This is a genomic window from Microbacterium wangyouchuni (assembly GCF_054072595.1).
The window spans coordinates 137129-160480 of the sequence record NZ_JBSVRM010000005.1; the positions used below are offsets into that span (position 1 = coordinate 137129).

18 protein-coding genes are annotated in these 23352 nt (G+C 61.8%); 12 read left to right on the forward strand and 6 right to left on the reverse strand.

The features are described 5' to 3' along the window. Together ACW5CM_RS10245 and ACW5CM_RS10250 are read right to left on the reverse strand one after the other, a co-directional pair. On the reverse strand, positions 1 to 900 hold the full coding sequence (locus ACW5CM_RS10245) for a sugar kinase (protein ID WP_457124932.1): 900 nt from the start codon (positions 898 to 900) through the stop codon (positions 1 to 3). After that, a complete protein-coding gene (locus ACW5CM_RS10250) occupies positions 897 to 2108 on the reverse strand; it encodes an MFS transporter (RefSeq protein WP_457124933.1) in 1212 nt (403 codons plus the stop codon). The genes ACW5CM_RS10245 and ACW5CM_RS10250 overlap by 4 nt, the downstream gene beginning before the upstream one ends. Before the next feature lie 365 nt (positions 2109 to 2473). Here ACW5CM_RS10250 and nrdH point away from each other — a divergent pair, with 365 nt between their 5' ends. The 4 genes from nrdH to nrdF all read left to right on the forward strand — a co-directional run bounded on the left by nrdH (position 2474) and on the right by nrdF (position 6394). After that, positions 2474 to 2707 (forward strand): glutaredoxin-like protein NrdH, encoded by a 234-nt coding sequence (gene nrdH, locus ACW5CM_RS10255; protein ID WP_438254944.1) that lies wholly within the window; start codon positions 2474 to 2476, stop codon positions 2705 to 2707. A 62-nt stretch (positions 2708 to 2769) separates the two neighbouring features. Further along, positions 2770 to 3228 carry a class Ib ribonucleoside-diphosphate reductase assembly flavoprotein NrdI gene (gene nrdI / locus ACW5CM_RS10260; protein ID WP_438254945.1) on the forward strand — a complete coding sequence of 153 codons (459 nt, stop codon included), beginning with the start codon at positions 2770 to 2772 and terminating at the stop codon, positions 3226 to 3228. Further along, a complete protein-coding gene (gene nrdE / locus ACW5CM_RS10265; protein WP_438254946.1) occupies positions 3186 to 5372 on the forward strand; it encodes a class 1b ribonucleoside-diphosphate reductase subunit alpha in 2187 nt (728 codons plus the stop codon). The genes nrdI and nrdE overlap by 43 nt, the downstream gene beginning before the upstream one ends. Before the next feature lie 41 nt (positions 5373 to 5413). Further along, on the forward strand, positions 5414 to 6394 hold the full coding sequence (gene nrdF / locus ACW5CM_RS10270; protein WP_438254947.1) for a class 1b ribonucleoside-diphosphate reductase subunit beta: 981 nt from the start codon (positions 5414 to 5416) through the stop codon (positions 6392 to 6394). Positions 6395 to 6562: 168 nt separating this feature from the next. Here the strand turns inward: nrdF and ACW5CM_RS10275 are convergent, their stop codons facing one another. Next, a complete protein-coding gene (locus tag ACW5CM_RS10275; protein ID WP_457124934.1) occupies positions 6563 to 7561 on the reverse strand; it encodes a magnesium and cobalt transport protein CorA in 999 nt (332 codons plus the stop codon). Between the two features lie 257 nt (positions 7562 to 7818). Between ACW5CM_RS10275 and ACW5CM_RS10280 the strand changes: the two genes are divergently transcribed. After that, the gene (locus ACW5CM_RS10280; protein ID WP_457124935.1) at positions 7819 to 8847 is read left to right on the forward strand and encodes an FUSC family protein; all 1029 of its coding nucleotides are present in this window, start codon (positions 7819 to 7821) and stop codon (positions 8845 to 8847) included. A gap of 1 nt (position 8848) precedes the next feature. Then, on the forward strand, positions 8849 to 10072 hold the full coding sequence (locus ACW5CM_RS10285; protein WP_457124936.1) for an alpha/beta fold hydrolase: 1224 nt from the start codon (positions 8849 to 8851) through the stop codon (positions 10070 to 10072). A gap of 51 nt (positions 10073 to 10123) precedes the next feature. On the opposite strand, the gene ACW5CM_RS10290 is transcribed toward ACW5CM_RS10285, so the two are convergent. Continuing rightward, positions 10124 to 11335 carry an ATP-grasp domain-containing protein gene (locus ACW5CM_RS10290; protein WP_439255944.1) on the reverse strand — a complete coding sequence of 404 codons (1212 nt, stop codon included), beginning with the start codon at positions 11333 to 11335 and terminating at the stop codon, positions 10124 to 10126. Positions 11336 to 11664: 329 nt separating this feature from the next. Between ACW5CM_RS10290 and ACW5CM_RS10295 the strand changes: the two genes are divergently transcribed. The 3 genes from ACW5CM_RS10295 (at position 11665) to ACW5CM_RS10305 (ending at position 15052) form a co-directional block, all read left to right on the forward strand. Further along, positions 11665 to 13065, forward strand: a complete 1401-nt coding sequence (locus ACW5CM_RS10295; protein WP_439255945.1) for a glutamate decarboxylase — start codon at positions 11665 to 11667, stop codon at positions 13063 to 13065. 74 nt (positions 13066 to 13139) lie between these two features. Beyond that, positions 13140 to 13850, forward strand: coding sequence for a hypothetical protein (locus ACW5CM_RS10300; protein ID WP_438254957.1), 711 nt, complete (start codon positions 13140 to 13142; stop codon positions 13848 to 13850). Positions 13851 to 13969: 119 nt separating this feature from the next. Next, positions 13970 to 15052 carry a linear amide C-N hydrolase gene (locus ACW5CM_RS10305; protein ID WP_439255946.1) on the forward strand — a complete coding sequence of 361 codons (1083 nt, stop codon included), beginning with the start codon at positions 13970 to 13972 and terminating at the stop codon, positions 15050 to 15052. A gap of 102 nt (positions 15053 to 15154) precedes the next feature. Here ACW5CM_RS10305 and ACW5CM_RS10310 read toward each other — a convergent pair whose 3' ends face one another. Beyond that, entirely contained in the window at positions 15155 to 16120 is a 966-nt protein-coding gene (locus tag ACW5CM_RS10310) for a DMT family protein (protein ID WP_439255947.1), read from the reverse strand. 218 nt (positions 16121 to 16338) lie between these two features. Here ACW5CM_RS10310 and ACW5CM_RS10315 point away from each other — a divergent pair, with 218 nt between their 5' ends. The 3 genes from ACW5CM_RS10315 to ACW5CM_RS10325 are packed head-to-tail and all read left to right on the forward strand — an operon-like array spanning position 16339 to position 22027. Then, on the forward strand, positions 16339 to 18510 hold the full coding sequence (locus ACW5CM_RS10315) for a YhgE/Pip domain-containing protein (RefSeq protein WP_438254962.1): 2172 nt from the start codon (positions 16339 to 16341) through the stop codon (positions 18508 to 18510). Next, complete coding sequence (locus ACW5CM_RS10320; protein WP_457124937.1) at positions 18507 to 20681, forward strand: YhgE/Pip domain-containing protein; 2175 nt, start codon at positions 18507 to 18509, stop codon at positions 20679 to 20681. Before ACW5CM_RS10315 ends, ACW5CM_RS10320 begins: the two co-directional genes overlap by 4 nt. Further along, on the forward strand, positions 20678 to 22027 hold the full coding sequence (locus tag ACW5CM_RS10325; protein ID WP_457124938.1) for a threonine/serine exporter family protein: 1350 nt from the start codon (positions 20678 to 20680) through the stop codon (positions 22025 to 22027). Before ACW5CM_RS10320 ends, ACW5CM_RS10325 begins: the two co-directional genes overlap by 4 nt. 42 nt (positions 22028 to 22069) lie before the next feature. On the opposite strand, the gene ACW5CM_RS10330 is transcribed toward ACW5CM_RS10325, so the two are convergent. Beyond that, complete coding sequence (locus ACW5CM_RS10330) at positions 22070 to 23326, reverse strand: ankyrin repeat domain-containing protein (RefSeq protein ID WP_457124939.1); 1257 nt, start codon at positions 23324 to 23326, stop codon at positions 22070 to 22072. Between the last annotated feature and the right edge of the window lie 26 nt (positions 23327 to 23352).

Below are 23352 nucleotides of genomic sequence, written 5' to 3' on the forward strand. Positions count from 1 at the left end.
TCAGCCTATGGGCGGCATGTCTGCGGCGATGGTGAGCACGCGTTCCGCGGCGACATGGCCGGCCTGGAGACATTCGGCGAGAGGGAGTGCCTCCATGGTTGCGGCGAGGAAGCCTGCGGCGAATGCATCGCCCGCGCCGACGGGCTCGACCACGTCGACCGTCGGTGCCGCCACGAAAACGGGATCGGCGTCGCCGTCGAACGCGGTGGCTCCGATGTCGCCGTCTTTTACGATGAGCACAGCGCAGCCCGGGAGGTAAGCGCGGATCTCAGCGGCAGTTGCCGTTCCCCAGATGCGCTCGGCCTCATCGCGGCCGACGAAGGTGATGTCGGCGGCATTGGCCAGGCGTGCGAGGGTGGCGGCGGCATCCTCCATCGACCACAGTGCGCGGCGATCGTTCACGTCGAACGAGACGCGTGCCCCAGCGGCACGTGCGTCGATGAACAGCTGATCGACCATCTGGCGGCAGGTCTCGGAGAGCGCTGGCGTGATGCCGGTGGTGTGCACGAACCGGACGCCGGCGAGCTGCTCTGCCGACAGGAATCCGGGCATCATTGCGGATGCTGCCGAGCCGCGGCGATAGTAGTAGACAGCGGAGCCCTCGGCGCCGGGGTCTTTGAACATGACGCCGGTCGGGGCATCCGGATCGTTCTCGGTCCACAGATCGACGCCGCGTCGTTCCAGTTCCGAGCCGATGCGCGCGCCGAGCGGATCAGCGCCGAGCCGGGAGGCCCACGCCGCTCGCCGTCCGGCCGCGACGAGTCCCGCTGCGACGTTCGACTCCGCTCCGGCGAGGCCGATACTCGCCTCGTGGGCGTGGGAGAGCGCAGCATCCACCGGTGTGATCAGCGCCATCGTCTCGCCGACGCAGACGATCTCGGGAAGGGGAGAGGAATTCATGAGGATACGACCGCCACAGGCTCGGTGTCAGGAATGGGACTGGGATCGCGGTGGCGCAGATCAGGAAGTGCGCGGACGAACACCACCGAGACGATGAGACCGACGATAGCGAACAGTGCGGCGGCGAGATAGGCGCCTGTTGCGCCTCCCGTGCCGTCTACGAGGAAACCGGCGATCGCCGATCCTGCGGCGGCGCCGATGAGCTGTCCGGTGCCGGCCCAGCCGAACGCCTCGGCAGTCTCGCTGAATTTGACGCTTGCCGTGGTGATGGCGAACATCACGGCGAACGCCGGGGCGACGCCGAGGCCCGCGAGGAACAGCGCGCCTCCGAGCCAGTAAACATTGAGCATCACCATAGTCAAGCCGAGGCCGACGGCGACGATGATCAGTCGCCGGGCCATCGCCCAGGGGCCGATCGGGATGTGACCGAACGACAGGCCACCGGCGAGGCTTCCCGCGGCAAACACCGCCAGCACCAGGCCGGCGTTGAGATTGCCGTGATCGAACGTGGCGACGACGCCCACCTCGACCGCGGAGCACGCGCCGACGACGAGGAATCCGAGGACGGTCGCCAATGCCACCGGTGGGCGCAGCAGCACGCGACCGAATGCGCGGCGACTGCGCGGGATGCGTACCCGTCCGACTTCCGGTGAAGAGATGAACCAGCCGCAGCCCAGCACGAGGATGATTGCCACCAGCATGAGCCCGGTGGTCGTGCCGATCTGGGTGGAGACCAGCGTGATGACGACCGGGGCGATGATCCAGATGATCTCCTGCAGAGAGGCATCGAGTGAGAACAGCGGCGTCAGCTGGGATGAGTTGACGAGCTTGGGGTAGATCGTGCGCACTGCGGACTGGACCGGCGGGGTGGACAGGCCGGCGATCAGGCCGCAGACCATGTATCCGGGCAGGCTCAGCGGCAGCAGTCCCAGGGCCAGCACGGCGAGGGTGCATACGGCGGCGGTGAGGGTGAGCACGCGGCGCATGCCCCACACGCCCATCCACCGGCTGGTGACGGGCCCGGCTGCTGCCTGGCCGACTGAGGTCGCAGCAAGTACCAGGCCGGCTGCGCCGTACGATCCAGTCTGCTGTTCGACGTGCAGCAGGATCGCCAGCGATGTCATTCCGCTGGGGAAGCGCGCCGTCAGCTGAGCAATGATCATGCGCCCCACGCCAGGGGTGCGAAGAAGGTCCCGATATCCCGCCACGAGGCAACGATACTCGCGGCCGATGAACACCCTCGAGCGCGACTCGGAACAACACGCCGCGACACGCCGGAGAGGACTTTTCCACAGAACATTGAATGTCTGAACCCGCTCGTAGGGTGCCCCCTGTGGATGGATCCGGGACCGGGGCCCGGGAGCCGCGAGATCATGCGCTTCGCGGGGCTGAAAAATAGATGGCGATCTGTGGATGAAACGGTGGACAACCTGTGTTGTACCAGTGGAGAGCGGTGGAAAACTACACGGATGTAACTACTAGACCTTGTGGTCGCTCTCAATGTCCGTACCTATATGTAGTATTGAAGTCCCGGCGGGGGTCTGCCGGAAAACCTAGATTTGAGGGGAAAGAAATGTCGATCACGGTCTACACCAAGCCGTCTTGCGTTCAGTGCAATGCGACCTATCGCGCGCTGGATGCACAGGGCCTCGAGTACGAGATTCACGACCTCTCTGAAGATGCTGCGGCGCTCGAGCAGGTCAAGGCTTTGGGCTACATGCAGGCACCTGTCGTCGTCACGGACGAGGACCACTGGTCGGGCTTCCGTCCCGACAAGATCAGCGAGCTCGCTTCTCGCTTGGCGTAAGCCCTTCTGGTCGCGAGCAGGGCCACAGAACAAGCTCAGGATCGAAAGAAACGGGGTGAGTCATGACAGTCGTCGCAACGGCTGCGCCACTCCTTGTCTATTTCTCCAGCGTGTCCGGCAACACTGCCCGGTTCGTCGAGAAGCTTGGTCTGCGAGCGGAGCGCATTCCGCTGTATCGCAACGAAGATCCCCTGCTCATCGATGAACCGTTCGTCCTTGTCACGCCCACGTATGGCGGGGGACAGGGACGCGACGTGGAAAAGGGCGCAGTGCCCAAACAAGTGATCCGATTCCTCAACGACGAGCGAAACCGGCGTCACATTCGCGGAGTGATCGCCGCGGGAAATACCAACTTTGGCGATGCATTCTGCCTCGCTGGAGAGATCATCAGCCGCAAGTGCCAGGTGCCGCACTTGTATCGGCTCGAAGTATTCGGCACACAGGATGATGTTGATCGCGTGAGCGACGGATTGGAGCGATGGTGGGCATTGCAATCGACGAGCATGCAGAGCGTGCAGTGACGAACGACCAGGTGGCGTTCAAGGCCAACCCTGCTTTCGAGGGTCTTGACTATCACTCGCTCAACGCGATGCTGAACCTGTACGACGCGAACGGCAAGATTCAGTTCGACGCCGACAAGCGGGCTGCGCAGGAGTACTTCCTGCAGCACGTGAACCAGAACACGGTGTTCTTCCACTCGCTCAAGGAGCGCCTGGACTATCTCGTTGAGAAGGAGTACTACGAGGGTGCTCTCATCGAGAAGTACTCGATGGAGTTCATCCAGAAGCTCAACGACTTCGCCTATGGGAAGAAGTTCCGTTTCGAGACCTTCCTGGGTGCCTTTAAGTACTACACGAGCTACACGCTGAAGACCTTCGACGGCAAGCGCTACCTTGAGCGTTTCGAAGACCGCGTCGTGATGACCGCTCTCGGCCTTGCCGACGGCGATGAGCAGGTCGCACTCGACCTCGTCGAAGAGATCATCTCCGGCCGCTTCCAGCCGGCGACTCCGACGTTCCTGAACTCGGGCAAGGCGCAGCGCGGCGAGCTCGTCAGCTGCTTCTTGCTGCGCATCGAAGACAACATGGAGTCGATCTCTCGAGGCATCAACTCGTCGTTGCAGCTGTCCAAGCGCGGCGGCGGCGTGGCGCTGCTCCTGTCGAACATCCGCGAGGCCGGTGCGCCGATCAAGCAGATCGAGAACCAGTCCTCGGGCATCATCCCCGTCATGAAGCTTCTCGAAGACAGCTTCAGCTACGCCAACCAGCTCGGCGCCCGTCAGGGGGCAGGTGCCGTCTACCTCAACGCGCATCACCCCGACATCATGCGCTTCCTCGACACCAAGCGTGAGAACGCTGACGAGAAGATTCGCATCAAGACGCTGTCTCTGGGCGTTGTCGTTCCCGACATCACGTTCGAGCTCGCCAAGAACGGCGAGGACATGTACCTGTTCTCACCGTACGACGTCGAGAAGGTCTACGGCGTGCCGTTCGGCGACATCTCGGTCACCGAGAAGTACCGCGAGATGGTCAACGACCCGCGTATCAAGAAGACGAAGATCAACGCGCGCGAGTTCTTCCAGACCATCGCCGAGATCCAGTTCGAATCGGGCTACCCGTACATCATGTTCGAGGACACGGTGAACGACGCGAACCCGATCAAGGGCCGCATCAACATGTCGAACCTGTGCAGTGAGATCCTGCAGGTGAACACGCCGACCACGTACAACGAGGACCTCTCGTACGACCAGATCGGCAAGGACATCTCGTGCAACCTCGGCTCGATGAACATCGCGCTGGCGATGGATGCCGGTGACCTGGGCAAGACGGTCGAGACGGCAATTCGCGGCCTGACCGCGGTGAGTAACCAGAGCCACATCTCCTCGGTGCGCTCCATCGAAGACGGCAACGACCGCTCGCACGCCATCGGCCTCGGCCAGATGAACCTGCACGGTTACCTGGCTCGCGAGCACGTGCACTACGGCTCCGAAGAGGGCATCGACTTCACGAACATCTACTTCTACACGGTGCTGTTCCACGCGCTGCGCGCGTCGAACCTGCTCGCGAAGGAGCGCGGTGTGGCCTTTGACGGGTTCGAAGACTCGACATACGCGTCGGGTGAGTTCTTCGACAAGTACACCGAGCGTGCCTGGGTGCCTGAGACCGAGAAGGTCAAGGAGCTCTTTGCAGGCCAGCACATCCCGACGCAGGAAGACTGGGCTGGGCTGAAGGATTCCATCCAGAAGCACGGTATCTACAACCAGAACCTGCAGGCTGTTCCGCCGACCGGCTCGATCTCGTACATCAACAACTCGACGTCGTCGATCCACCCGATCGCATCCAAGGTCGAGATCCGCAAGGAAGGCAAGCTCGGACGCGTCTACTACCCGGCGCCGTTCATGACGAACGACAACCTGGAGTACTACCAGGACGCCTATGAGATCGGCTACGAGAAGGTCATCGACACCTACGCCGCCGCCACTCAGCACGTCGACCAGGGTCTTTCGCTGACCCTGTTCTTCAAGGACACCGCCACCACGCGCGACATCAACAAGGCGCAGATCTACGCATGGCGCAAGGGCATCAAGACGATCTACTACATCCGTCTTCGCCAGATGGCGCTCGAGGGTACGAACATGGACGAGTGCGTCAGCTGCATGTTGTGATGCTTCTGACCAGGTATTTTTCTGAGATTGAGAGATAGACGATGACCCCCTCACCGAAGCTCGCGCTGGTCGACCACGTGCAGGCGATCAACTGGAACCGTATCGAGGACGACAAGGACCTCGAGGTCTGGAACCGCCTGGTGAACAACTTCTGGCTGCCCGAAAAGGTGCCGCTGTCGAACGACATCCAGTCGTGGAACACGCTGACACCCGAGGAACAGCTGATGACGATGCGCGTCTTCACCGGACTGACCCTGCTCGATACGATCCAGGGCACGGTCGGCGCGGTATCGCTGATCCCGGATGCGATTACCCCGCATGAGGAAGCCGTTTACACCAACATCGCATTCATGGAGTCGGTGCACGCGAAGAGCTACTCGTCGATCTTCTCGACGCTGTGCTCGACGAAGGAGATCGACGAGGCATTCCGTTGGTCGGTGGAGAATCAGAACCTTCAGAAGAAGGCTCAGATCATCACCGACTACTACCGGGGCGATGACCCGCTCAAGCGCAAGATCGCCTCGACGCTTCTCGAGTCGTTCCTGTTCTACTCGGGTTTCTACCTGCCGATCTATTGGTCTTCCAAGGCGAAGCTGACGAACACGGCCGACCTCATCCGCCTCATCATCCGCGACGAGGCTGTGCACGGGTACTACATCGGCTACAAGTATCAGAAGGGCCTCGAGAAGGAGACGCAGGAGCGTCGCGACGAGTTGAAGGATTACACCTTCAACCTGCTCTACGAGCTCTACGAGAACGAGGTGCAGTACACACAGGATCTCTATGACGGCGTCGGCTTGACCGAGGACGTGAAGAAGTTCCTGAACTACAACGCCAATAAGGCTCTGATGAATCTCGGCTATGAGGCAATGTTCCCCTCCGAGGTGACGAACGTAAACCCGGCGATCCTGTCGGCGCTGTCTCCGAACTCGGATGAGAACCACGACTTTTTCAGCGGGTCGGGTTCGTCGTACGTCATCGGCAAGGCCGAGGCGACTGAGGATGATGACTGGGACTTCTAGAAGTTTCTTGAAGAGCCCCGGCTGAAAAGCCTGGTCAGAGGCCCGGATCCGCGAAATCTCGCGGGTTCGGGCCTTTTCAGATTCTGTGGGTGAAAGTGCCGGATGATGTTTGCCGTCGTTGCCGCCAGGTTGGCGAGTTCACGCGTACTCCACGCGACATTCGACTCCTCAGATCCATTTACTGCGTTTGAAGACGAGGTAGAGCATGACGGCGAGTGCGAGCATCAGCCCCAGAGCGAAGAGATACCCGAGCCCCCAGCTCAGTTCGGGCATGATCTCAAAGTTCATGCCATAGACCCCACCGATCAAGGATGGTGCGAAGAGAATCGCGGCCCACCCGGAGATCCTCTTCATGTCTTCGTTCTGCCGCTGGTTCACCAACGTCGCATTCACACTCAGGATCTGTGTGAGCGCATCTCGAAGCATCGCCGCCTTCGCGGCTGCTTGCGTGAGATCATCGGCTACCGCATCCAAGCGCATGAGCAACTCTTGTGAGATTGCCTGCTTATCCGTACCCGATCGCAGCATGTCGACGGCATCCGTCATCGAGGTGATTGCCTGTTGAATCTCTATTACTTCCCGGCTCAGCCGATAGATGCGCTCGGCAACGGAGATATCGCCGCTGAATACCTGTCGTTCGATCTCTTCTTTATCGTGCGCAATGCCGCGAAGGACCGGTCCGTACCCGTTGACGATCGTGTCGAGGAGCATATAAACGACTGCGATCGGCCCCATTCTGAGCAGCGTCTGGTCGGCGAGCAAGGCACGTTCCCGATCGCCGAAGTCGACGTTGTCCTCGTCAACGGTGGCGGTCGCTGGGGCGCTGATCCACCGGTCATCCTGACAGATCACTGCAACCGCACCCGGACGCAAGAGGACGTGAAACTCCCCGAAGTCCACTTCCTCGGTCTTGTCAACATATCTCGCTGCCCGCGCGACGAGGAAGAGTGTTTCGCCGTAGCGCTCGAGCTTGGGTCGTTGTCCCGCATTGATGAGATCCTCGATCAGCACCGGGTGAAGATCCCACGCTTCTGCGAGTTCGTTGACCTGATCAGCGCGGGGATTCGCGTACAGGAACATCGCCATATGACCTGAGTTGTCACGAGCGAACGCGGTGGCCTCTGCCACCGTCACACCCTCGGGAACGGGCGCGGGAAGACCGTCCACGACATATCTGGCCAGTTTGCCGCTCAGATAGGCGGTGTCAGAGCTCTGTTCAACTGGCTGACGATGAAAAAGTCCTCCGAACCCGAAGTCATTCGGCCACACTCTTCGCACGGGTGCCCCCCTCAAGACGTGAATTCTCTGCGGCGCTCCGTTGCCCGCAGGTCGTCCGGCGCGTCACGCTGAGCCTATCCGAGCGCGGCGGGTGCGGTGGGCGAGCTCGGCACGGTAACCTCGGTGCAAGCGCAGAGGGAGTGAGCATGCAAGGTTCCACAGTGGAGGCCTCGCCCGCAGCGGCAGGTCGAAGGCGCATCGTCGGCCTCGCTCTGAAGCTGCTCGTCGGTCTGGTGATCATCGCCGCGCCCGTGCTGATCGCCTCGAACTGGGTGCCCGGCATCAGCGAGGTCGCGTTCTACGGGGTTCTCGCAGCGTCCTTCGGCTGGATCAGCGGTGGTCCACGGGGTGGGGCAGCGATCGTGGCCTCCCTGGCGGTGCTCGGCGTGGTCTCGGTCCTGCTGCACGGACAGACATGGGCGCTCGCCCTGATCTTGCTACTGCTGGGGCTGGCATATGGCGTCGCGGCCAGTCGAGGCGTTGGCAAAATCGTGCTGCAGCTGCCGATACTCACGCCCTATTTCATGCTCAAACCTCCGGCGCTCTTCAACAATCCCGCCGTCATCGATGCCACGTACATTATCGGCGTGATCGTCGTCATGATCGCCGTCGGGTTCTGGACGATTCTGGTTCTGCACCTGGCCGTAGGCAAGCGCGCTCTGAAGCCGTTGGAAGCGCACAATCTCCGTATTCCACTGATCTACGGTGCGATTCTCGGACTGTTCTCTGCGGCGGTGATGATTATCGGGACCACCACCGATGTCAAGACGCATTGGGTCTGGATCACACTCACGCTTTACGTGCTCGCTGATCCGCAGCAGCTCTATTCGCGCGCGAAGACGTGGGGCCGGGTGCTGGGCACACTCGCCGGGTTCGTGGTGGTCTCGCTGATTTCGCTTCTCGGTGTACCCGATGGGGTGCTGATCTACCTGGCGATACCGGCGCTCTGGCTGTGCTTGTTGTACATGCTCCTGAAGAAGCCGTACTGGCAATACGCCTTCTTCCTCACAATCACCGTCGTACTTATGGACACGTCGGACGTAAGCACCTTGTTGCTCGATGCGGAACGGTTCGGTTTCACCATCGTGGGCGCCGGACTCTCCGTGGTTGCCGCGCTGCTGGTGAACTTCCTCGGATATGGCCGCGCCGGTCTCAGATCCTCGGAACGCCAGTGAGATGACACGCTCAGCTGAAGCCGCGCAGCAGAGAGGACCGCTGGATCGAGTGCTGCTGGCGATCGCCAAACGCACGTCGGGCGTGCGGTTCGTGCGCCGTCCCGCCACCGCTGACGCGCCGGCATTCGACCTCGCCTATGTCCGCACCGGGCCGGTCGGACAGCGGCCGCCCGCGGTCGTGATCCCGGGCGGACCGGGGCTGGGATCGGTCTTGCCCTATCGGGCACTGCGTAGCCTGGCATCCCGGCGGGGGCTCGACCTGATCATGGTGGAGCACCGCGGGATAGGGCTGTCACGGAAAGACGTGTCCGGAAGAGACCTCCCTCGCTCGAGCATGCAGATTACTGACGTGCTCGGTGATATCGCGGCAGTTCTCGATCACGAAAAGGTTCAACAGGCGCACATCGTCGGATCGTCATACGGCAGCTACCTCGCCTCGAGCTTCGGAGTCGCGTACCCTGATCGCGTCGCAGGGATGCTTCTTGACTCAGCTCTCCAGTCCGCAGGTGACATCGACATCGAACGAGCCGCCGTACGCGGGGTGCTGTGGGATGCGCACGGCGAATCAGCGCGTCTCGTTCGGCGCCTTGCCGAGGCCGGGATCAGTCAGCGCATACTGCTGGACGTAGCGCGTGCCGCATATGAGCTGGGCGGAGACGCGCTCTTGATCCCGTTGCTTCGTCATCGGCTGCGCTGGCAGCGCAGCTGGGCATGGCGGATGCTGGAGTCATACGCCACGCGGGATTCTTCGCTCATCCGCTTCCCCGGTATCTACGAGTTCGATCTTGCCGGAACGATCGGCTTTCGCGAACTTGGTTATGGGGGACAGAGCGACGGGCTGCCGCTCGATCCGGCGCTGACATACGCCCCGCTCGCTTCGCAGTTCCCTGCGTTCGAGAGGGAGCCGTTCGACCTGATCACCGGCGTGCAACGCTTCGACTGGCCGCTGGTGGTGTTGACCGGTTCCCGGGACCTGCGCACACCCCCCGCGATCGCAGCGCGTGTAGTGGTGGCGGCACCCCAGACGATCACCGTGCCGATCGAGAACGGGCACAGCGCGCTGGACACCCATCCCGTTGCACTCTTGAACGCGCTCGACTGGCTTGTCCGTGGCAAACAGAATGGATTGCCTGGAATCGTTGCACAACTGGACCGCTTGCCTCGCAAGGGCATTGCAGCACGCGCACCCGGTGTGCTCGCGGCGGTGATTGGCGGCAAGAACTAGGCGCACAGGCCAACGGGTTACCGTAACCGTTGGCCTGTGCTTTCGCGAGCGTCAGACGCGCTGCGCGTGTACGTTCATCAGTGCCGCGGCGTCTTCGTCGGTCATGCCAGCGATCGGCTCACCGTTCCACACGATGTCCGCGCCCATCGCCTTGAGCAGTTCCTCACGATGTCCGTCGGCGAGCTTGGCGCCGTGGACGAGCGCAGCCGGTCCCCACATCATTGCGAGGGAGTCGTGCCATCCGTGCCCGATGTCGTGCACGTGCAGCAGGTCGTGCAGCGAAGTCTTCAGGTGCTTGACCGGTTCCGCGAACGAGTCGGCGAACACCGCGAGACGGACCTGGCGCTCCACGCCCGGGTGAACGAGAATGGGCTCGTCGACCTCGCCGCTGAATGCCTTCAGGAACTCTGCGGTCTCAAGAAGAATCACGCCGTTCGTCGGACGCGGGTTGCACTCGATCGCGTAGAGCTCGCCATGGTGGTTGACGAAGTCGAATGAGAGCTGGCCGGTGAAGGTCGGGTCGAGCTCGTCAACGAGTTTCTGCGTGTACTCGAGCGTCTTCGTGCTGTCTTCGGCCAGGAACGCGATGCCTGTGCTGTGCGCCCACTGTTCCGGCGCACTGTACGTGCACTGCGCGGTGACCCGACCGTTCACGATCACGCTGTACGTGCAGATCATGGGCCCGTCTGTGAACGGCTGGACCAGCCAGGGCTGCTCGGGGGTCGGGTGGCAGTCTTCGACGGCCATTTTCCCCGCGAGGGGGCCGGTGTTCGTCAGCAGTCCCACACCGCCTCGCGAGTAGACGGCGCGCGCGAAGAACTGGGGGAAGCGGGCGATCGCCTCGTGGAGCTCTTCCTCATCGGAGACGACGACTGTTTCGGGAATGGGCACTCCCGCCCGCTCCACGAGGCGCTGGAAACTGCCCTTGTCGTGAAGCTGCGCGAGCGCACTGAAGCTGCCGGTGAAGAGGCGGACGCCTTCGGAGAGGTCCGCGACCCGGGCTGCGAGGTAGAAGGCTTCCTCGAAGGTGGGAATGATCGTGTCGATCTGGTGCGCGGCGACGATCCGGTTCACATCCGCGATGAACTGATCAGTCTCGAACCGTGGTGACGCCGTCACCTCGTGTGCGGCGAGGAACCGGGAGTGGCTTCCCATCGCGCCTGCGAAAGTGTCAGCGGCGACAACATAATTGCCGGCGCTGCCGAGCTTTCGGATGAGATCTAAGGCGAACGTATTACGTGAACTGGTGACCAGGATGCGCATTGAGCGTCCTCTCAAAGGGGCAGCATGAACATTTCACGCTGAGACTATCGGATCGGCGAGCCGCCGACGTACACGCCCGGCCGACGCGATATCCCTTGGTCGTTCGGCACTGCTATGGTGACCGGTAACTGAGGTTGCACAGGGGGGTGAAACGAGAAGCGGCGCGTATTGTCGCCCATTTTCCATGCGGGTGCAGCGAACCGGATCAGGCTTCGTTGCGGCTGCCGAGTAGTCGAACGAGTCCGTTTCTGAGGCGGATGCCGATCGCGCTGATCCGCACCAAGTGCGGACGACTGTATTTCCATCTTTCACATCCGAGAGGACGATCCATGTCAGAACGTTTCCGTATCGCGTCCGAGCAGAGCTCCGATGCAGCGCTTGAGCTTGCCCCAGTTTTCACCCGCCCGGGCGAAGCCTCGACGCTTCCGAAGTTCAAGATGCCCGAAGGCATGATGGCTTCGGACACCGCATACCAGATCGTGCACGACACCGCCATGCTCGACGGCAACTCCAGGCTCAACCTCGCCACGTTCGTCTCCACCTGGATGGATGAGAACGCGCAGAAGCTGCACCTCGAAGCTGCCGATAAGAACATGATCGACAAGGACGAATACCCCGCAACTGCGGAGATCGAAGACCGCTGCTGGAGGATTCTCGCCGACCTGTGGAGCGTGCCGGACGCAGACGACACCATCGGTACCTCCACGATCGGTTCCTCTGAGGCCTGCATGCTCGGCGGTCTCGCGCTGAAGCGTCTGTGGCAGGAGAGTCGCAAGGCGGAAGGCAAGTCAACGGAGAAGCCGAACCTCGTGCTCTCGTCCGGTGTGCAGGTCGTGTGGGAGAAGTTCTGCAACTACTGGGATGTCGAGGCTCGTTACGTTCCGGTGAGCGAGGAGCACCTCGTGCTGGACGGCTTCGAGCTGGAGAAGTATGTCGATGAGAACACCATCGGTGTCGTCGCCATCCTCGGTCAGACCTACACGGGGCTTTATGAGCCGGTCAAGGAGATCGCTGCGAAGCTCGATGAGATTCAAGCGAACACGGGCGTCGACGTGAAGATCCACGTGGACGGTGCCTCCGGTGCAATGATCGCACCGTTCTGCCAGCCGGACCTTGAGTGGGACTTCCGGATCGACCGCGTCAACTCGATCAGCACTTCGGGTCACAAGTACGGTCTCGTCTACCCGGGCGTCGGTTGGGTTGTCTGGCGAAACAAGGCGGTCTGCCCGGAGAGCCTCATCTTCCACGTCAGCTACCTCGGCGGCGACATGCCGACGCTCGCGTTGAACTTCTCGCGCCCCGGCTCGCAGGTGCTGCTCCAGTACTACCAGTTCCTGCGTTTGGGCCGCGAGGGCTACACGGCGATCCAGCAGGGCTCGATCGACGTGGCGACCTACTTGTCGTCAGAGATCGCCAAGATGGAGAACTTCGAACTCGTCAGCAAGGGGGACACCATCCCCGTGTTCGCATGGCGGCTCACTGCGGAAGACCGCAACTGGGACCTGTATGACCTCGCCGATCGACTCCGCATGCGTGGTTGGCTCGTCCCCGCGTACCCGATGCCGGACAACATGAGCGACATGATCGTGCAGCGCATCGTCGTGCGTTCCGACCTGAGCAAGGATCTTGCGGGCACGTTGCTCACCGCGATCAAGGAAGAGGTCTCGTACCTGGAGGGTCTGTCCACGCCGCTCCCGCGTGAAGCGAAGAAGCAGAGCTTCGCGCACTGACCGTTGAGGTGGGTGCCGCTGAATGGCGGCACCCACCACCGAACTCAGCCGACTGTAACCGAACGGAATCCGCGATGACATCGAAGCCGAGCGCCGACCTCCGCGCGCCCTTTCTCACGCCGAGTCTCACAAAGCAGAGCGTGTACTTCATTATTGGAGGCTCGCTGTTCGCTCTCGGATCGGCGGCCTCGATCTGGGGATTCGGTGACGTCGCATTCACCAACTGGGTCTGTTTCATCGGCGCGTGGTTCTTCACCACAGCCGGACTTTTCCAGCTGGTTCTCAGTGGTGACGCGACGGTCCGCGTCCATAAAGGTCAGGCGAAAGCGTTCCGTGCCGAGTGGTTGGCTGCGGCGACGCAGAGTTTCGGCACGATCCTTTTCAATGTGAGTACGACGACGGCACTCACCGCGAAATCCGTCGCCGTGGAGAAGCACTTCGTGTGGAATCCCGATGCCGGTGGCTCGGCAGCCTTCCTCATCAGCGCTTTCTTCGTCTATATAGCCTTTTATCGCGAGCAAGACACGCTGTGGGGCCTGACCAAGCCCGCCTGGTGGGCAGCCCACGTCAACATGGCGGGATGCATCGCGTTCGGCGTCTCCGCGATCGGCGCCTTCGTGACGGACGACGGCGGCAGTAAAGACGCGAACGTCGCCAACTGGGGCACGTTCATCGGCGCGCTCTGCTTTGTCGGAGCTTCCGTCATCGCGCTGCCGAAGATGCCCTGGAACACCGTGCGATTCGATTCTGCGACGGTGCCGCTCAAGAAGCCGGCGAAGCGATGAAAGTTCGGCTCGTTCTCTCCGCATCCGTTGGAGGATGCTGAGCACCTATTCTCATCGGATCACCTCGATACCGGTGTAACGCACTCCAGGAGTGCATGCAAAGAAAGGGAACCAACCCAATGTGCACACGAGTACTCTGGCCCGACGCAAACGGCGCGGTAATCGTCGGCCGAAACATGGATTTCCACATGGATTTGCTTACCAACCTGTGGAAAATGCCCCGCGGTATCGAACGCAAGGATGGCGCTAACGGCAAGCTCACATGGAAGGCGAAGTACGGCAGCGTCATCGCGACGGCGTTCGACCTGATCGCTACTGATGGCATGAACGAAGAGGGCCTCGCAGGACACATCCTGTGGCTCGCGGAGTCGAATTACGGCAAGCCCGAGGACTCTGATGTTCAGCTCAGCCAGTCGATCTGGCTGCAGTACTACCTCGACAACTTCGCCACGGTCGCCGAAGCCGTTGAATGGACGAAGAGCAGCGATGTACGCATCGCGCAGCTGTTCGATCCGACTGGACATCTCGTCCCGACGTTGCACCTGGCGATCAACGATGCCACCGGTGACTCCGCGATCATCGAGTACACCCAGGGGTCGGCGACGGTTTACCACAACCGTGACTACAAGGTCATGACAAACTCTCCGACCTTCGACAAGCAGCTCGAGCTGGTCAAGGAGATCGATGGCCTCGGCGGCGACAAGCCGCTTCCCGGGTCGACGCTTGCGTCGGACCGCTTCGCTCGTGCCTCCTATTACATCGAGCACCAGGTGCAGCCGAAGACCGAGCTGCAGGCGATGGCGGCGATGTTCAGCATCATCCGCAATGCTGCGCAGCCGTTCCGGACTCCGGAGCCCGGGAAACCGGATGCATCGCAGACGATCTGGCAGGTTGTCGCGGATATGACTAACAAGCGCTACGCATTCGAATCGACGACGCGCCCCAACATCGTGTGGCTCGACTTCGAGAAGATGAGCTTCAACGAGGGAACGGAGATCCTCAAGCTGGATCTGATCGGAAAGCTCTCGCTCGAAGGCGGTCTCGCGGGGGACTGCAGCCACAAGTTCGAGGCAGTCGACGACCTCGGTCTCGGCCTTGTGGACACCGGGCGTGAGGCGCTTGAGTTCGTCGCGCGCAAGCAGGATGAGTTCGCTCAGCTTGCCAAGGGCTTCAAGGCTCTGAAGTTGGCGAAGGCCAGCTGACGCTCTCTGCCAGCGAGCATACGAAGAGAGGGGGGCCGGTCCGAGAAGGGCCGGTCCCCTTTCGTGTTCACAGGCTGATGAGCGGCCGCAGGGGTTCCGTGGTCACCGTTCGGGAAGGTCGCTGGGCGCGTCTGCGTCGTCAGCATCTCGCGTCTGGGAGACGTCCGCATCAGAAGCCTCTTCGAGCTTTTCGGCCTGGGCAAGCTTGAAGACGCCGATCGTGGCGACGATACCTGCACCGCCGATCGCGAGCAGCGACCAGACAGATGCGCCCGCAGCCTCGTGCAAGATGACGATTCCGATGAACACTGAGATCGCAGGGTCGATCACCGTTGTGCCGGCGACGACCACATCCGACGGATTGCACGTGTACGCCGTCTGGACGAAGTAGATCGAGAGAGCCGAGGCCACACCGATGCCGAGCACGCACGCGAGGGTCAGGATGCCTTCGGAGTCAAGCGTGAACGGATGCCCGGCGAACAGTCCCTGCACGCGCAGGAGCACCGTTTTGCCGAGCGCTGCGACGAACGCCGAGAAGAGCCCGCCGAAGAGGACGTAGACGATGGGGGCGAGCTTCGATCTGCCGCGGCTGAGCAGCCAGGCGGCGGCCGCGAGGACGAGACCGGTGCAGAGCGCGACCAGCACCCCGATGAGCTCCGCGTCCGTGATCGCCTTCTGCTTGCTCACCTGCGCTGCGATGATCACGTATGCGATGACGCCGACCAAACACAGCAGAATCGATCGGTAGATCCCGCGAGTGGGCATCTTGCCGGACATCTTCGCGCCGAGGAAGACCGCGAATACGAGAGCCAGCACGCCGACGGGCTGCACGAGCATCAGGGGAGCGAAGGCGAGGCTGGCCACCTGCAGCAGTATTGCGATCCCGTAGAACGCGGTGCCCAGCAACCAGATCGGCGTCTTGACCATCGTGATGAAGAGCTTGCCGTCGCCTTTGCTTGCGGTGGCGACCGCGATGCCCCTGGCCTGCCAGAGGTTTCCGAACGACAACGCTGCGGCGGAAAGCACGGCAAGGCTGATGCCGAGGATGTGCATTGTGGTGTGTGACAACGGAGGGCCTCTCACTGCCGGGCGGTCGCAATCGGGCCTCAGTCTATCCACCGGGCACGCGCAACACCGACCAGGCCGGCATCTCGCACATTTCTGAGGGGTGCGCATCGCGGCGCTCGCCTGCCGCTAGGGTAGGGCACATCGGAGCTATGGATTGACCGTCGGAGGCGTCGCGTCCGACGGTGTAGGACTGATCAGGTGTCGTGAGGGGCGAACGAATGCGCAATGTCTGGCGGGTTCTGAAACGGGATATCAAACGGCTCGTTCGTGTGCCGCTGGCACTTGTGATCATCGGTGGTGCCCTCATCACGCCCGCGTTGTATGCATGGTTCAACATCACGGCGTTCTGGAACCCGTTCGACAACACGAAGAACTTGAGCATCGCGGTCGTCAACCTCGATGCTGGGGCATCCAACTCGCTCACGGGCGAGGTGAATGTCGGCGATCAGCTCGTCGCAAAGCTCAAAGACAACGACGATCTCGGCTGGCATTTCCTCTCAGAGGACGCCGGCATGGAATCCGTGCGCAGCGGCGAGAGCTTTGCCATGTTCGTCGTTCCAGAGAACTTCTCGAAGGATCTGCTGAGCATCACTTCGGGGGATTTCACCAAACCCAAGTTGCTCTACTACGTCAACGAGAAAGAGAACGGAGTCACGCCGGAGATCACGGACACCGGGGCAACAACGTTGCAGACGCAGATCACTGACTCGTTCACCCAACAGGTCGCGGATGCTGTCGCGACGGCGATCCAGAAGGGTGGCGTCGCAGCCGAAGATGACCTGCTGGCCGCCGAGGCCCAAGTCGTCAGCGACTTGCAGCGAGTAGCGGAGGCCATTGGGCAGACTCGTGCCAGCCTGAGCGTGCTCGACGGTGATATCACCGATGCACGGGCGGGATTGCAAAGCAGCGAAGTGGTCTTGGGCGACATCGACGTTGCCCTCGCAGATGCTCAGACGACGCTCACCGACGTCAGCGCACTCGCGGAACGCGCCCAGACGGAGTTGCTTCAACTCGCCGGAGAGGCGACGACTGGTCATGTGATCGGCTCCGCAGAAGTGGGCGAGGCAGCCTCAGGTGCTTTGGGTGCCGTCGGACGCGTGAGCGCGGCGAGCAGTGCGCTCTTAGCGGCGGTGGACGCGCAGCGTGTCATTCTGGGGGAGTCGTCGGTTCTGCTGGGAGGCCTTGACCACCAGCTCGAGCAGACATCGAGCGCGCTGAGCAGTCTCGATGGCAACCTCGCTGCAGTGGAAGCGGATATGGGCGTCGCGGTCTCTGATCTGCAGACGCTGGGAGGGGTGGCCCTCTTCCAAGATCTTGAGGCCCTCACTCATCTGAATGCCGAGCAGATTGCTGAGTTCATGGCGACGCCCGTGCAAGTGGATCAGCACACCATCTTCCCGACCCCGGCATACGGATCACTGATGGGAGCTCTGTTCATCAACCTGTCGCTGTGGATCGGCGCTTTCGTGCTCGTCGTGATCTTGAAGCTTGATGTTGACGATGAAGATATCGCCGACGTCACGGAACGTCAGAAGTACCTCGGTCGCTGGTCATTGTTCGCGTGCATCGCTGTGATGCAGGCGATCGTCCTCAGCATTGGCAACCTGATAATCGGGGTGCAACACGTCAACGTGTTCGCATTCGTCGTCACGCCGATACTGATCGGACTGGCCTATCTCAGCGTCATCTACGCCCTGTCTGTGACATTCGGGTACGTCGGCAAGGGGCTCGCTGTCGTTCTCGTGATCATGCAGATCCCTGGAGCTTCTGGAATCTATCCGATCCAGCTCATGCCGGAGTTCTTCCAATCGCTGTACCCCTTCTTCCCTTTCACATACGGGATCGACGCAATGCGTGAGGTGATCAGCGGTTTCGCTGGGTTCGCTTATTGGCGCTACCTCGGGATGCTGGCAATTTTCGTTGTACTGTCCTTCTTCCTCGGGCTGGTGCTTCGACGACACGTCGCCAACGTCACGCGGCTGTTCACGAGCCAGGTCCGCGAAACGGAGCTGTTCACCAGCGAGGACGGTGCTCCTACCGGCCGCGGCTACCGGCTCAATCACGTGCTGCGTGCCCTGGCCAATCGCGCCAGATACAAGGAGAGCCTCAAGAAACGTGCCCTGCCGTTCGCGCGGTCATACCGAGGGTTCCGTAGCGGGATCGTCGTCGTTGGGCTGATCGGTGTGTTGGTGCTGGCCGTGTGCGCAATAGTCTTCCCGAGCACGAAGATCGAATTCGTGGGTCTGTGGATTCTGTGGCTCATCATAGTTTTCGTCGCGTTGGTCGCACTGGAGTACATCCGCTACAGCCTGCGCCTTTCCGCGGAGGTGGGGGACATGCCCGAAGAGAAATTGCGTGAAGAGCTGGCGGAACTGGAGTCCAAGCGATGAGGGGAATCGTGCAGCAGTTCCGATCGGACCTGCGTCGCGTGACAAGCAATGTGATGGCGGTCATTGTGTTGTGCGGACTCGTTGTCATTCCCTCCGCGTTCACCTGGTTCAACGTGATCGGCAGCTGGGAGCCTTTCGACAACACCAAGAACCTCAAGGTCGCTGTGGCGAGCGTGGACAAGGGCTACACCAGCCCGCTGATCCCGATCCACCTGAACATCGCGAGCTTGGTCGAGTCAGCGCTTCGTGCGAACGACCAGCTCGACTGGGTCATCACAACCAAGGAAGATGCGATCGCCGGCACAGAGTCCGGTGAGTACTACGCCGCGATGGTGTTGCCGGAAGACTTCAGCGAGCGCATGCTCACCTTCTATACGGCCGGTTCCCAGCAGACCAAGATCAATTACTACACCAACGACAAATCGAATCCGTTGGCACCCCTCATCACCAGCGAAGGCGCCGACGACCTTTCTGCGAAGATCAACTCCGAGTTCATGAACGAGCTCAGCGACATCGCTTTGAGCCTCGTTTCGTCGATCGCGAAGAACCTGGGCAGTAGTGACTCTCACGCAACATTCGTTCGCATCGAGGCGCACATCAGCGACGTGGCAGCGCAGCTGCGTGCAGCATCGGGCACTGCCACGATGTTCACGGGGATCCTCCAAGCGAGCATCCCGCTGGTCAGTAGTAGCTCCAGCCTGTTCGGAGCCGTCGAATCCGAGTTCTCTACCGCGACGGGAAAGATCCAGGAAGGTCTCGCCGCCGCGCAGGATGCGGATGCTGCGGTCATTCACGCGTCCGATGTGCTGACTGCGGCCTTCGAAGCCAGCTCGGCTCAGCTCGGCCGTTTCTCCGGAGAAGTCGATCGAGTGTTCTCTGGCCTCGATTCCGATGCCGCGTCCAGCGTCGAGCTGATCGGGGTGATGGTCACCGACATTGGCGACCTCATCGATCGGCATGTGCAGCTGCGAGAGCGACTCATCAACGACGTAGCGCCGACGCTGTCCGACGAAGAGCGCCCCGCGCTCGATGCCGTCGTGGCAGATCTTGACGCTGCGATCGCCGGGGAGCAGGCTCTGCAATCTCGCCTTCAGGAGACGGCGGACGGCGTGGCTCAGGGCAACAACGATGTGCAGGGGTTCCGTGCCGATATCGATGGACGGATCGTGGCTGCGCAGGCTTCACTCGATAACGCCGGGGCCGTGTTCACGAACAACCTCAAGCCAACGCTTGATGAGCTCGCAACAACACTCAACGCGGTCAGTATCGGGCTCGGGGGCATCGCCGGCAGCGTCGCGGGCCTCGGCAACACAGCAAACGGCGTCACCAGCATGCTCGACAATGCCGTAGCGCAGAATGGCGAACTCGCCACAACCTTGGGTGATACCGCAGTGGAGGTTGAGCGGGTCGCTGGCCTGCTGTCCACAGCAGTCGACTCCGGCGACTTCGGTGAGATCAGCAAGATCATCGGCTCGAACCCGGCAGTGCTGGCCACCGCGCTGTCCCAGCCCATCGGACTCGATCGGATTCCGCTGTTCCCGGTGGTGAGCTTCGGGGCCGGGATGGCACCGCTGTACTCGACCCTTGCGCTCTGGGTCGGTGCTTTGCTGATGTGCGTGACCTTGCGCGTCGACCCGCCCGCACGGCCCTTCGACGGCGGGCCCGAGCTGAAGCTTCATCAGCGGTTCCTCGGTCGCTACGGTCTTTTCGCGCTGCTCGGGTTGGCTCAGAGCACCCTGGTGTTCCTCGGGAACATTCTGATCGTTGGGCTGCAACCCGTGCATCCGTTCTTGTTCCTCCTGCTCGGCTGGGTGACCTCGCTCGTCTTCACCTTCGTCATCTATACGCTCGTGGTGTCGTTCAGCGATGCAGGAAAGGCGCTAGCCGTCTTTCTGCTGGTCATCCAAGTCGCAGGTGCCGGAGGTGCGTATCCGCTCGTCCTGCTACCGCAATGGTTCCAGAACATCAGTCCGTTCCTGCCGGCCACGCATGCCATCGACGCCTTCCGGGCCGCGCTTGCCGGCATCTACCACGCGGACTACTGGATCTCACTGGGTCTGCTGCTCGCGTTCATCCTGCCGATGCTGCTTCTGGGCTTGGCGCTGCGCAAGCCGCTCATCGGCGTCAACGCGAAGATGGAGGGCATGCTGAAGTCGACGAAACTCATGTGAGATCGAAGTCGTCACCATCCACGACCGGGAGGATAGTTCTGAACCTTCGTCGAACGCGCCTGCAACGTGCGCTGTCTGTCCTTAAGAAGGAAGACTCCGCGCCACCGACCAGTGCGCATGACGCGCAGCTGGTCGACATGCTCGGCATGCTCGGACGTATGCTGCTGGCCGGGTCGCAGCCCACCAATGAGGTGGCAGCATCGCTTCGCTCATTGGCCGGCACTTATGGAAATTCTGAACTGCGCATCATCACCCTTCCTACCCTCGTGTTGATCGAGGATCCGCTGGCCGTGCCGGCGAACACATCGGTGTTCGACGCCGATCAGCCCGCGTTGCGCCTCGACCAGGTCGATGCAATCGAACGCCTCATGCACCGGGCGGCCGAAACCCAACTCGCGCCAGCGGCCGTGTCGGAACAGGTAGCGCAGATCATCAGAACTCCGCCACGATTCGGTTTCTGGGCATCCTTGAGCGGTCACGTCCTGCTGACCGTCGGATTCGGCCTCGTGTTGAGCCCCACGCTGCCGGCGTTGCCCATATATGCGGCGCTCGGGCTGCTCGTCGGGCTGCTCGTGCTGCTGGGTTCACGGGTGCGCACGCTCGCGCTCGTGCTCCCGGTCGTGGCTGCTTTCATCGCAACGGCGATCGCCGGACTGATCGCTCCTGAGCTGGCGAGTCAGAGCATGCTCAGCCTCGTCACGCCTGCCATCGCCAGCATGCTTCCGGGGCTGACCCTCACGATCGCCACTGTCGAACTCACGAATGGTCAGATCATCGCCGGCGCGAGCCGTCTGCTCTACGGTTTCGCGACTCTCTCGCTGCTGGCCTTCGGGCTCTACATGGGCATTGTCGTCACGGGCATCGCGACCCCGCACACTGCCACGGGAGATCGTCTCGGTGCCTGGGCTCCGTGGGTGGGCATCGTGTTCGTGGCGGTTGGCTACTATCTCTATTCCGTTGCGCCCAAAGGCTCCCTGATCTGGATTCTGTTCGCATTGAGCGTTGCTTACGCCGGACAGCTGCTCGGACACCTGCTCCTCGGCGCAACGCTGTCCGGGCTCGTGGGGGCTCTCATCGCGGTGCCTGCCATCTATCTCGCCTCGCATATTCCTCGCGCTCCGCAACCCGCGGTGATGCTCACGTGCGCCTATTGGATGATGGTGCCCGGCACTCTGGGCTTCATCGGTCTGACCGAGACAGTGGTGGGAACTGCCGGTGGCGGAAACGCCCTACTGCAGACCATCGGCGGTATCTTCGCGATTGCGATCGGCATGGTCATCGGCACGGGTATCAGCCGCGACACCGGTGCTGTCGCACGCGCGTGGCATGGCGGTCGCATACGCTGAGCGGCGGTACCAGCGGTGCTGCCAGGGCGAGCCCTGTGCCCGTCAGCGAGAAGCCTTCTCTAATGCGGCCGCGATTTCTCCGAATCCGCGAGACTGAGCGTGCTCGAGAGGCGTGACACCGTTCTTGTCTGCGATGGTGACATCTGCGCCAGCGTCGATGAGCGTGGCGACGATGTCCTGGTAACGCGTGGAGCCGTCTCCGAAGATGACTGTTTCCAGGAGCGCCGTCCAGCCGAGGTTGTTCACATGGTCCAGGTCCACGCCTGTGCTCACGACCCGTTTGATGTAATCTGCGTGCCCGCGTTCGCCAGCCGGGATCGGGGAGAGTCCTCCGAACCGATTGGGAATCGACATGTCCGGATCCGCGGGAAGAAGGGCTTCGAGCATCGCGACGCTGCCTGTTACCCCTGTGACGAGCCAAGGGGTGTCGTGCTGATGATCGAGGGCATCAACGTCGGCGCCGAGGGCGACGAGCAGACGAGCAACCTCGACGTGATCATGAGCGGATGCCAGGAGAAGGGGAGTCTGTTCGAGATCATTTCGTGTCTCCAGATTTGCTCCGGCGCGCAGCGCGAGCGCTGCCGCATCAGCATCGCCTGCCTGCGCAGCCGTGAGAAGCCGCTGGTCGGCTTCACCGTCACCGGTCGTGGCAGTGTCGTCGGCAGCAGCAGCGCGCAGCAACTCGGACTGAGGCGTCAGAGAGTGCTCTTCGGCGAGCTGCGCCGGGCTCATCCCGTCGCGTTCAGATGGAATAGTCACGTCGGCTCCTCCTGCCACGAGCACGCGCACGGTTTCTACGTAGGCTTCGACTTGTTCGGGCTTCGCGAAGACCAGCGCCTCGTGCAGCGCCACCCAACCGAGATTGTTGACATGGTCAGTGTCGATCCCCGCCTGTATCAAGCGTCCCACGACGTCGGCATGACCCCGCTCGCTCGCTCTGATGAGGCCGGTGCCGTTCCAGGAATCAAGGCTTGCGACGTCGGCTCCGTTCTGGAGAGTGAGCTCCAGCAGCGGAAGGTACCCCTCGCTCGTGGCGATCAGGTACGCGCTCTGAGTGGTTGAATCCTTGGCATTGACATCGGCGCCCGCTGCGATGAGCTGCGCGGATGTTTCGAGATCGTTGGCCCAGGCGGCCTGAATCAGGTTCATGTTCAGCTCCTCCTGTTCGAGAGCCTCTGCGGACGCCTCCGGAGCGGGTGTCGTGCTTGTGCTCGGCGTCTGCTCTGTCGCGGCACAGCCTGCAAGAAGGATAGCCGTAGACAGAGCGGTGGCAGCGAGGAAGATCGATCGCGGTCTCATGATGGTGGCCTTTCGGAGAGGTGGGC

What these genes read in the sequence shown, in the direction of transcription:
- ACW5CM_RS10330 (WP_457124939.1), bottom strand. Translation starts at nt 23,326, where the DNA reads ATGAGACCGCGATCGATCTTCCTCGCTGCCACCGCTCTGTCTACGGCT.
- nrdH (WP_438254944.1), top strand. Translation starts at nt 2,474, where the DNA reads ATGTCGATCACGGTCTACACCAAGCCGTCTTGCGTTCAGTGCAATGCG.
- nrdI (WP_438254945.1), top strand. Translation starts at nt 2,770, where the DNA reads ATGACAGTCGTCGCAACGGCTGCGCCACTCCTTGTCTATTTCTCCAGC.
- ACW5CM_RS10305 (WP_439255946.1), top strand. Translation starts at nt 13,970, where the DNA reads ATGTGCACACGAGTACTCTGGCCCGACGCAAACGGCGCGGTAATCGTC.
- nrdF (WP_438254947.1), top strand. Translation starts at nt 5,414, where the DNA reads ATGACCCCCTCACCGAAGCTCGCGCTGGTCGACCACGTGCAGGCGATC.
- ACW5CM_RS10295 (WP_439255945.1), top strand. Translation starts at nt 11,665, where the DNA reads ATGTCAGAACGTTTCCGTATCGCGTCCGAGCAGAGCTCCGATGCAGCG.
- ACW5CM_RS10245 (WP_457124932.1), bottom strand. Translation starts at nt 900, where the DNA reads ATGAATTCCTCTCCCCTTCCCGAGATCGTCTGCGTCGGCGAGACGATG.
- ACW5CM_RS10315 (WP_438254962.1), top strand. Translation starts at nt 16,339, where the DNA reads ATGCGCAATGTCTGGCGGGTTCTGAAACGGGATATCAAACGGCTCGTT.
- ACW5CM_RS10285 (WP_457124936.1), top strand. Translation starts at nt 8,849, where the DNA reads ATGACACGCTCAGCTGAAGCCGCGCAGCAGAGAGGACCGCTGGATCGA.
- ACW5CM_RS10280 (WP_457124935.1), top strand. Translation starts at nt 7,819, where the DNA reads ATGCAAGGTTCCACAGTGGAGGCCTCGCCCGCAGCGGCAGGTCGAAGG.
- nrdE (WP_438254946.1), top strand. Translation starts at nt 3,186, where the DNA reads ATGGTGGGCATTGCAATCGACGAGCATGCAGAGCGTGCAGTGACGAAC.
- ACW5CM_RS10300 (WP_438254957.1), top strand. Translation starts at nt 13,140, where the DNA reads ATGACATCGAAGCCGAGCGCCGACCTCCGCGCGCCCTTTCTCACGCCG.
- ACW5CM_RS10290 (WP_439255944.1), bottom strand. Translation starts at nt 11,335, where the DNA reads ATGCGCATCCTGGTCACCAGTTCACGTAATACGTTCGCCTTAGATCTC.
- ACW5CM_RS10320 (WP_457124937.1), top strand. Translation starts at nt 18,507, where the DNA reads ATGAGGGGAATCGTGCAGCAGTTCCGATCGGACCTGCGTCGCGTGACA.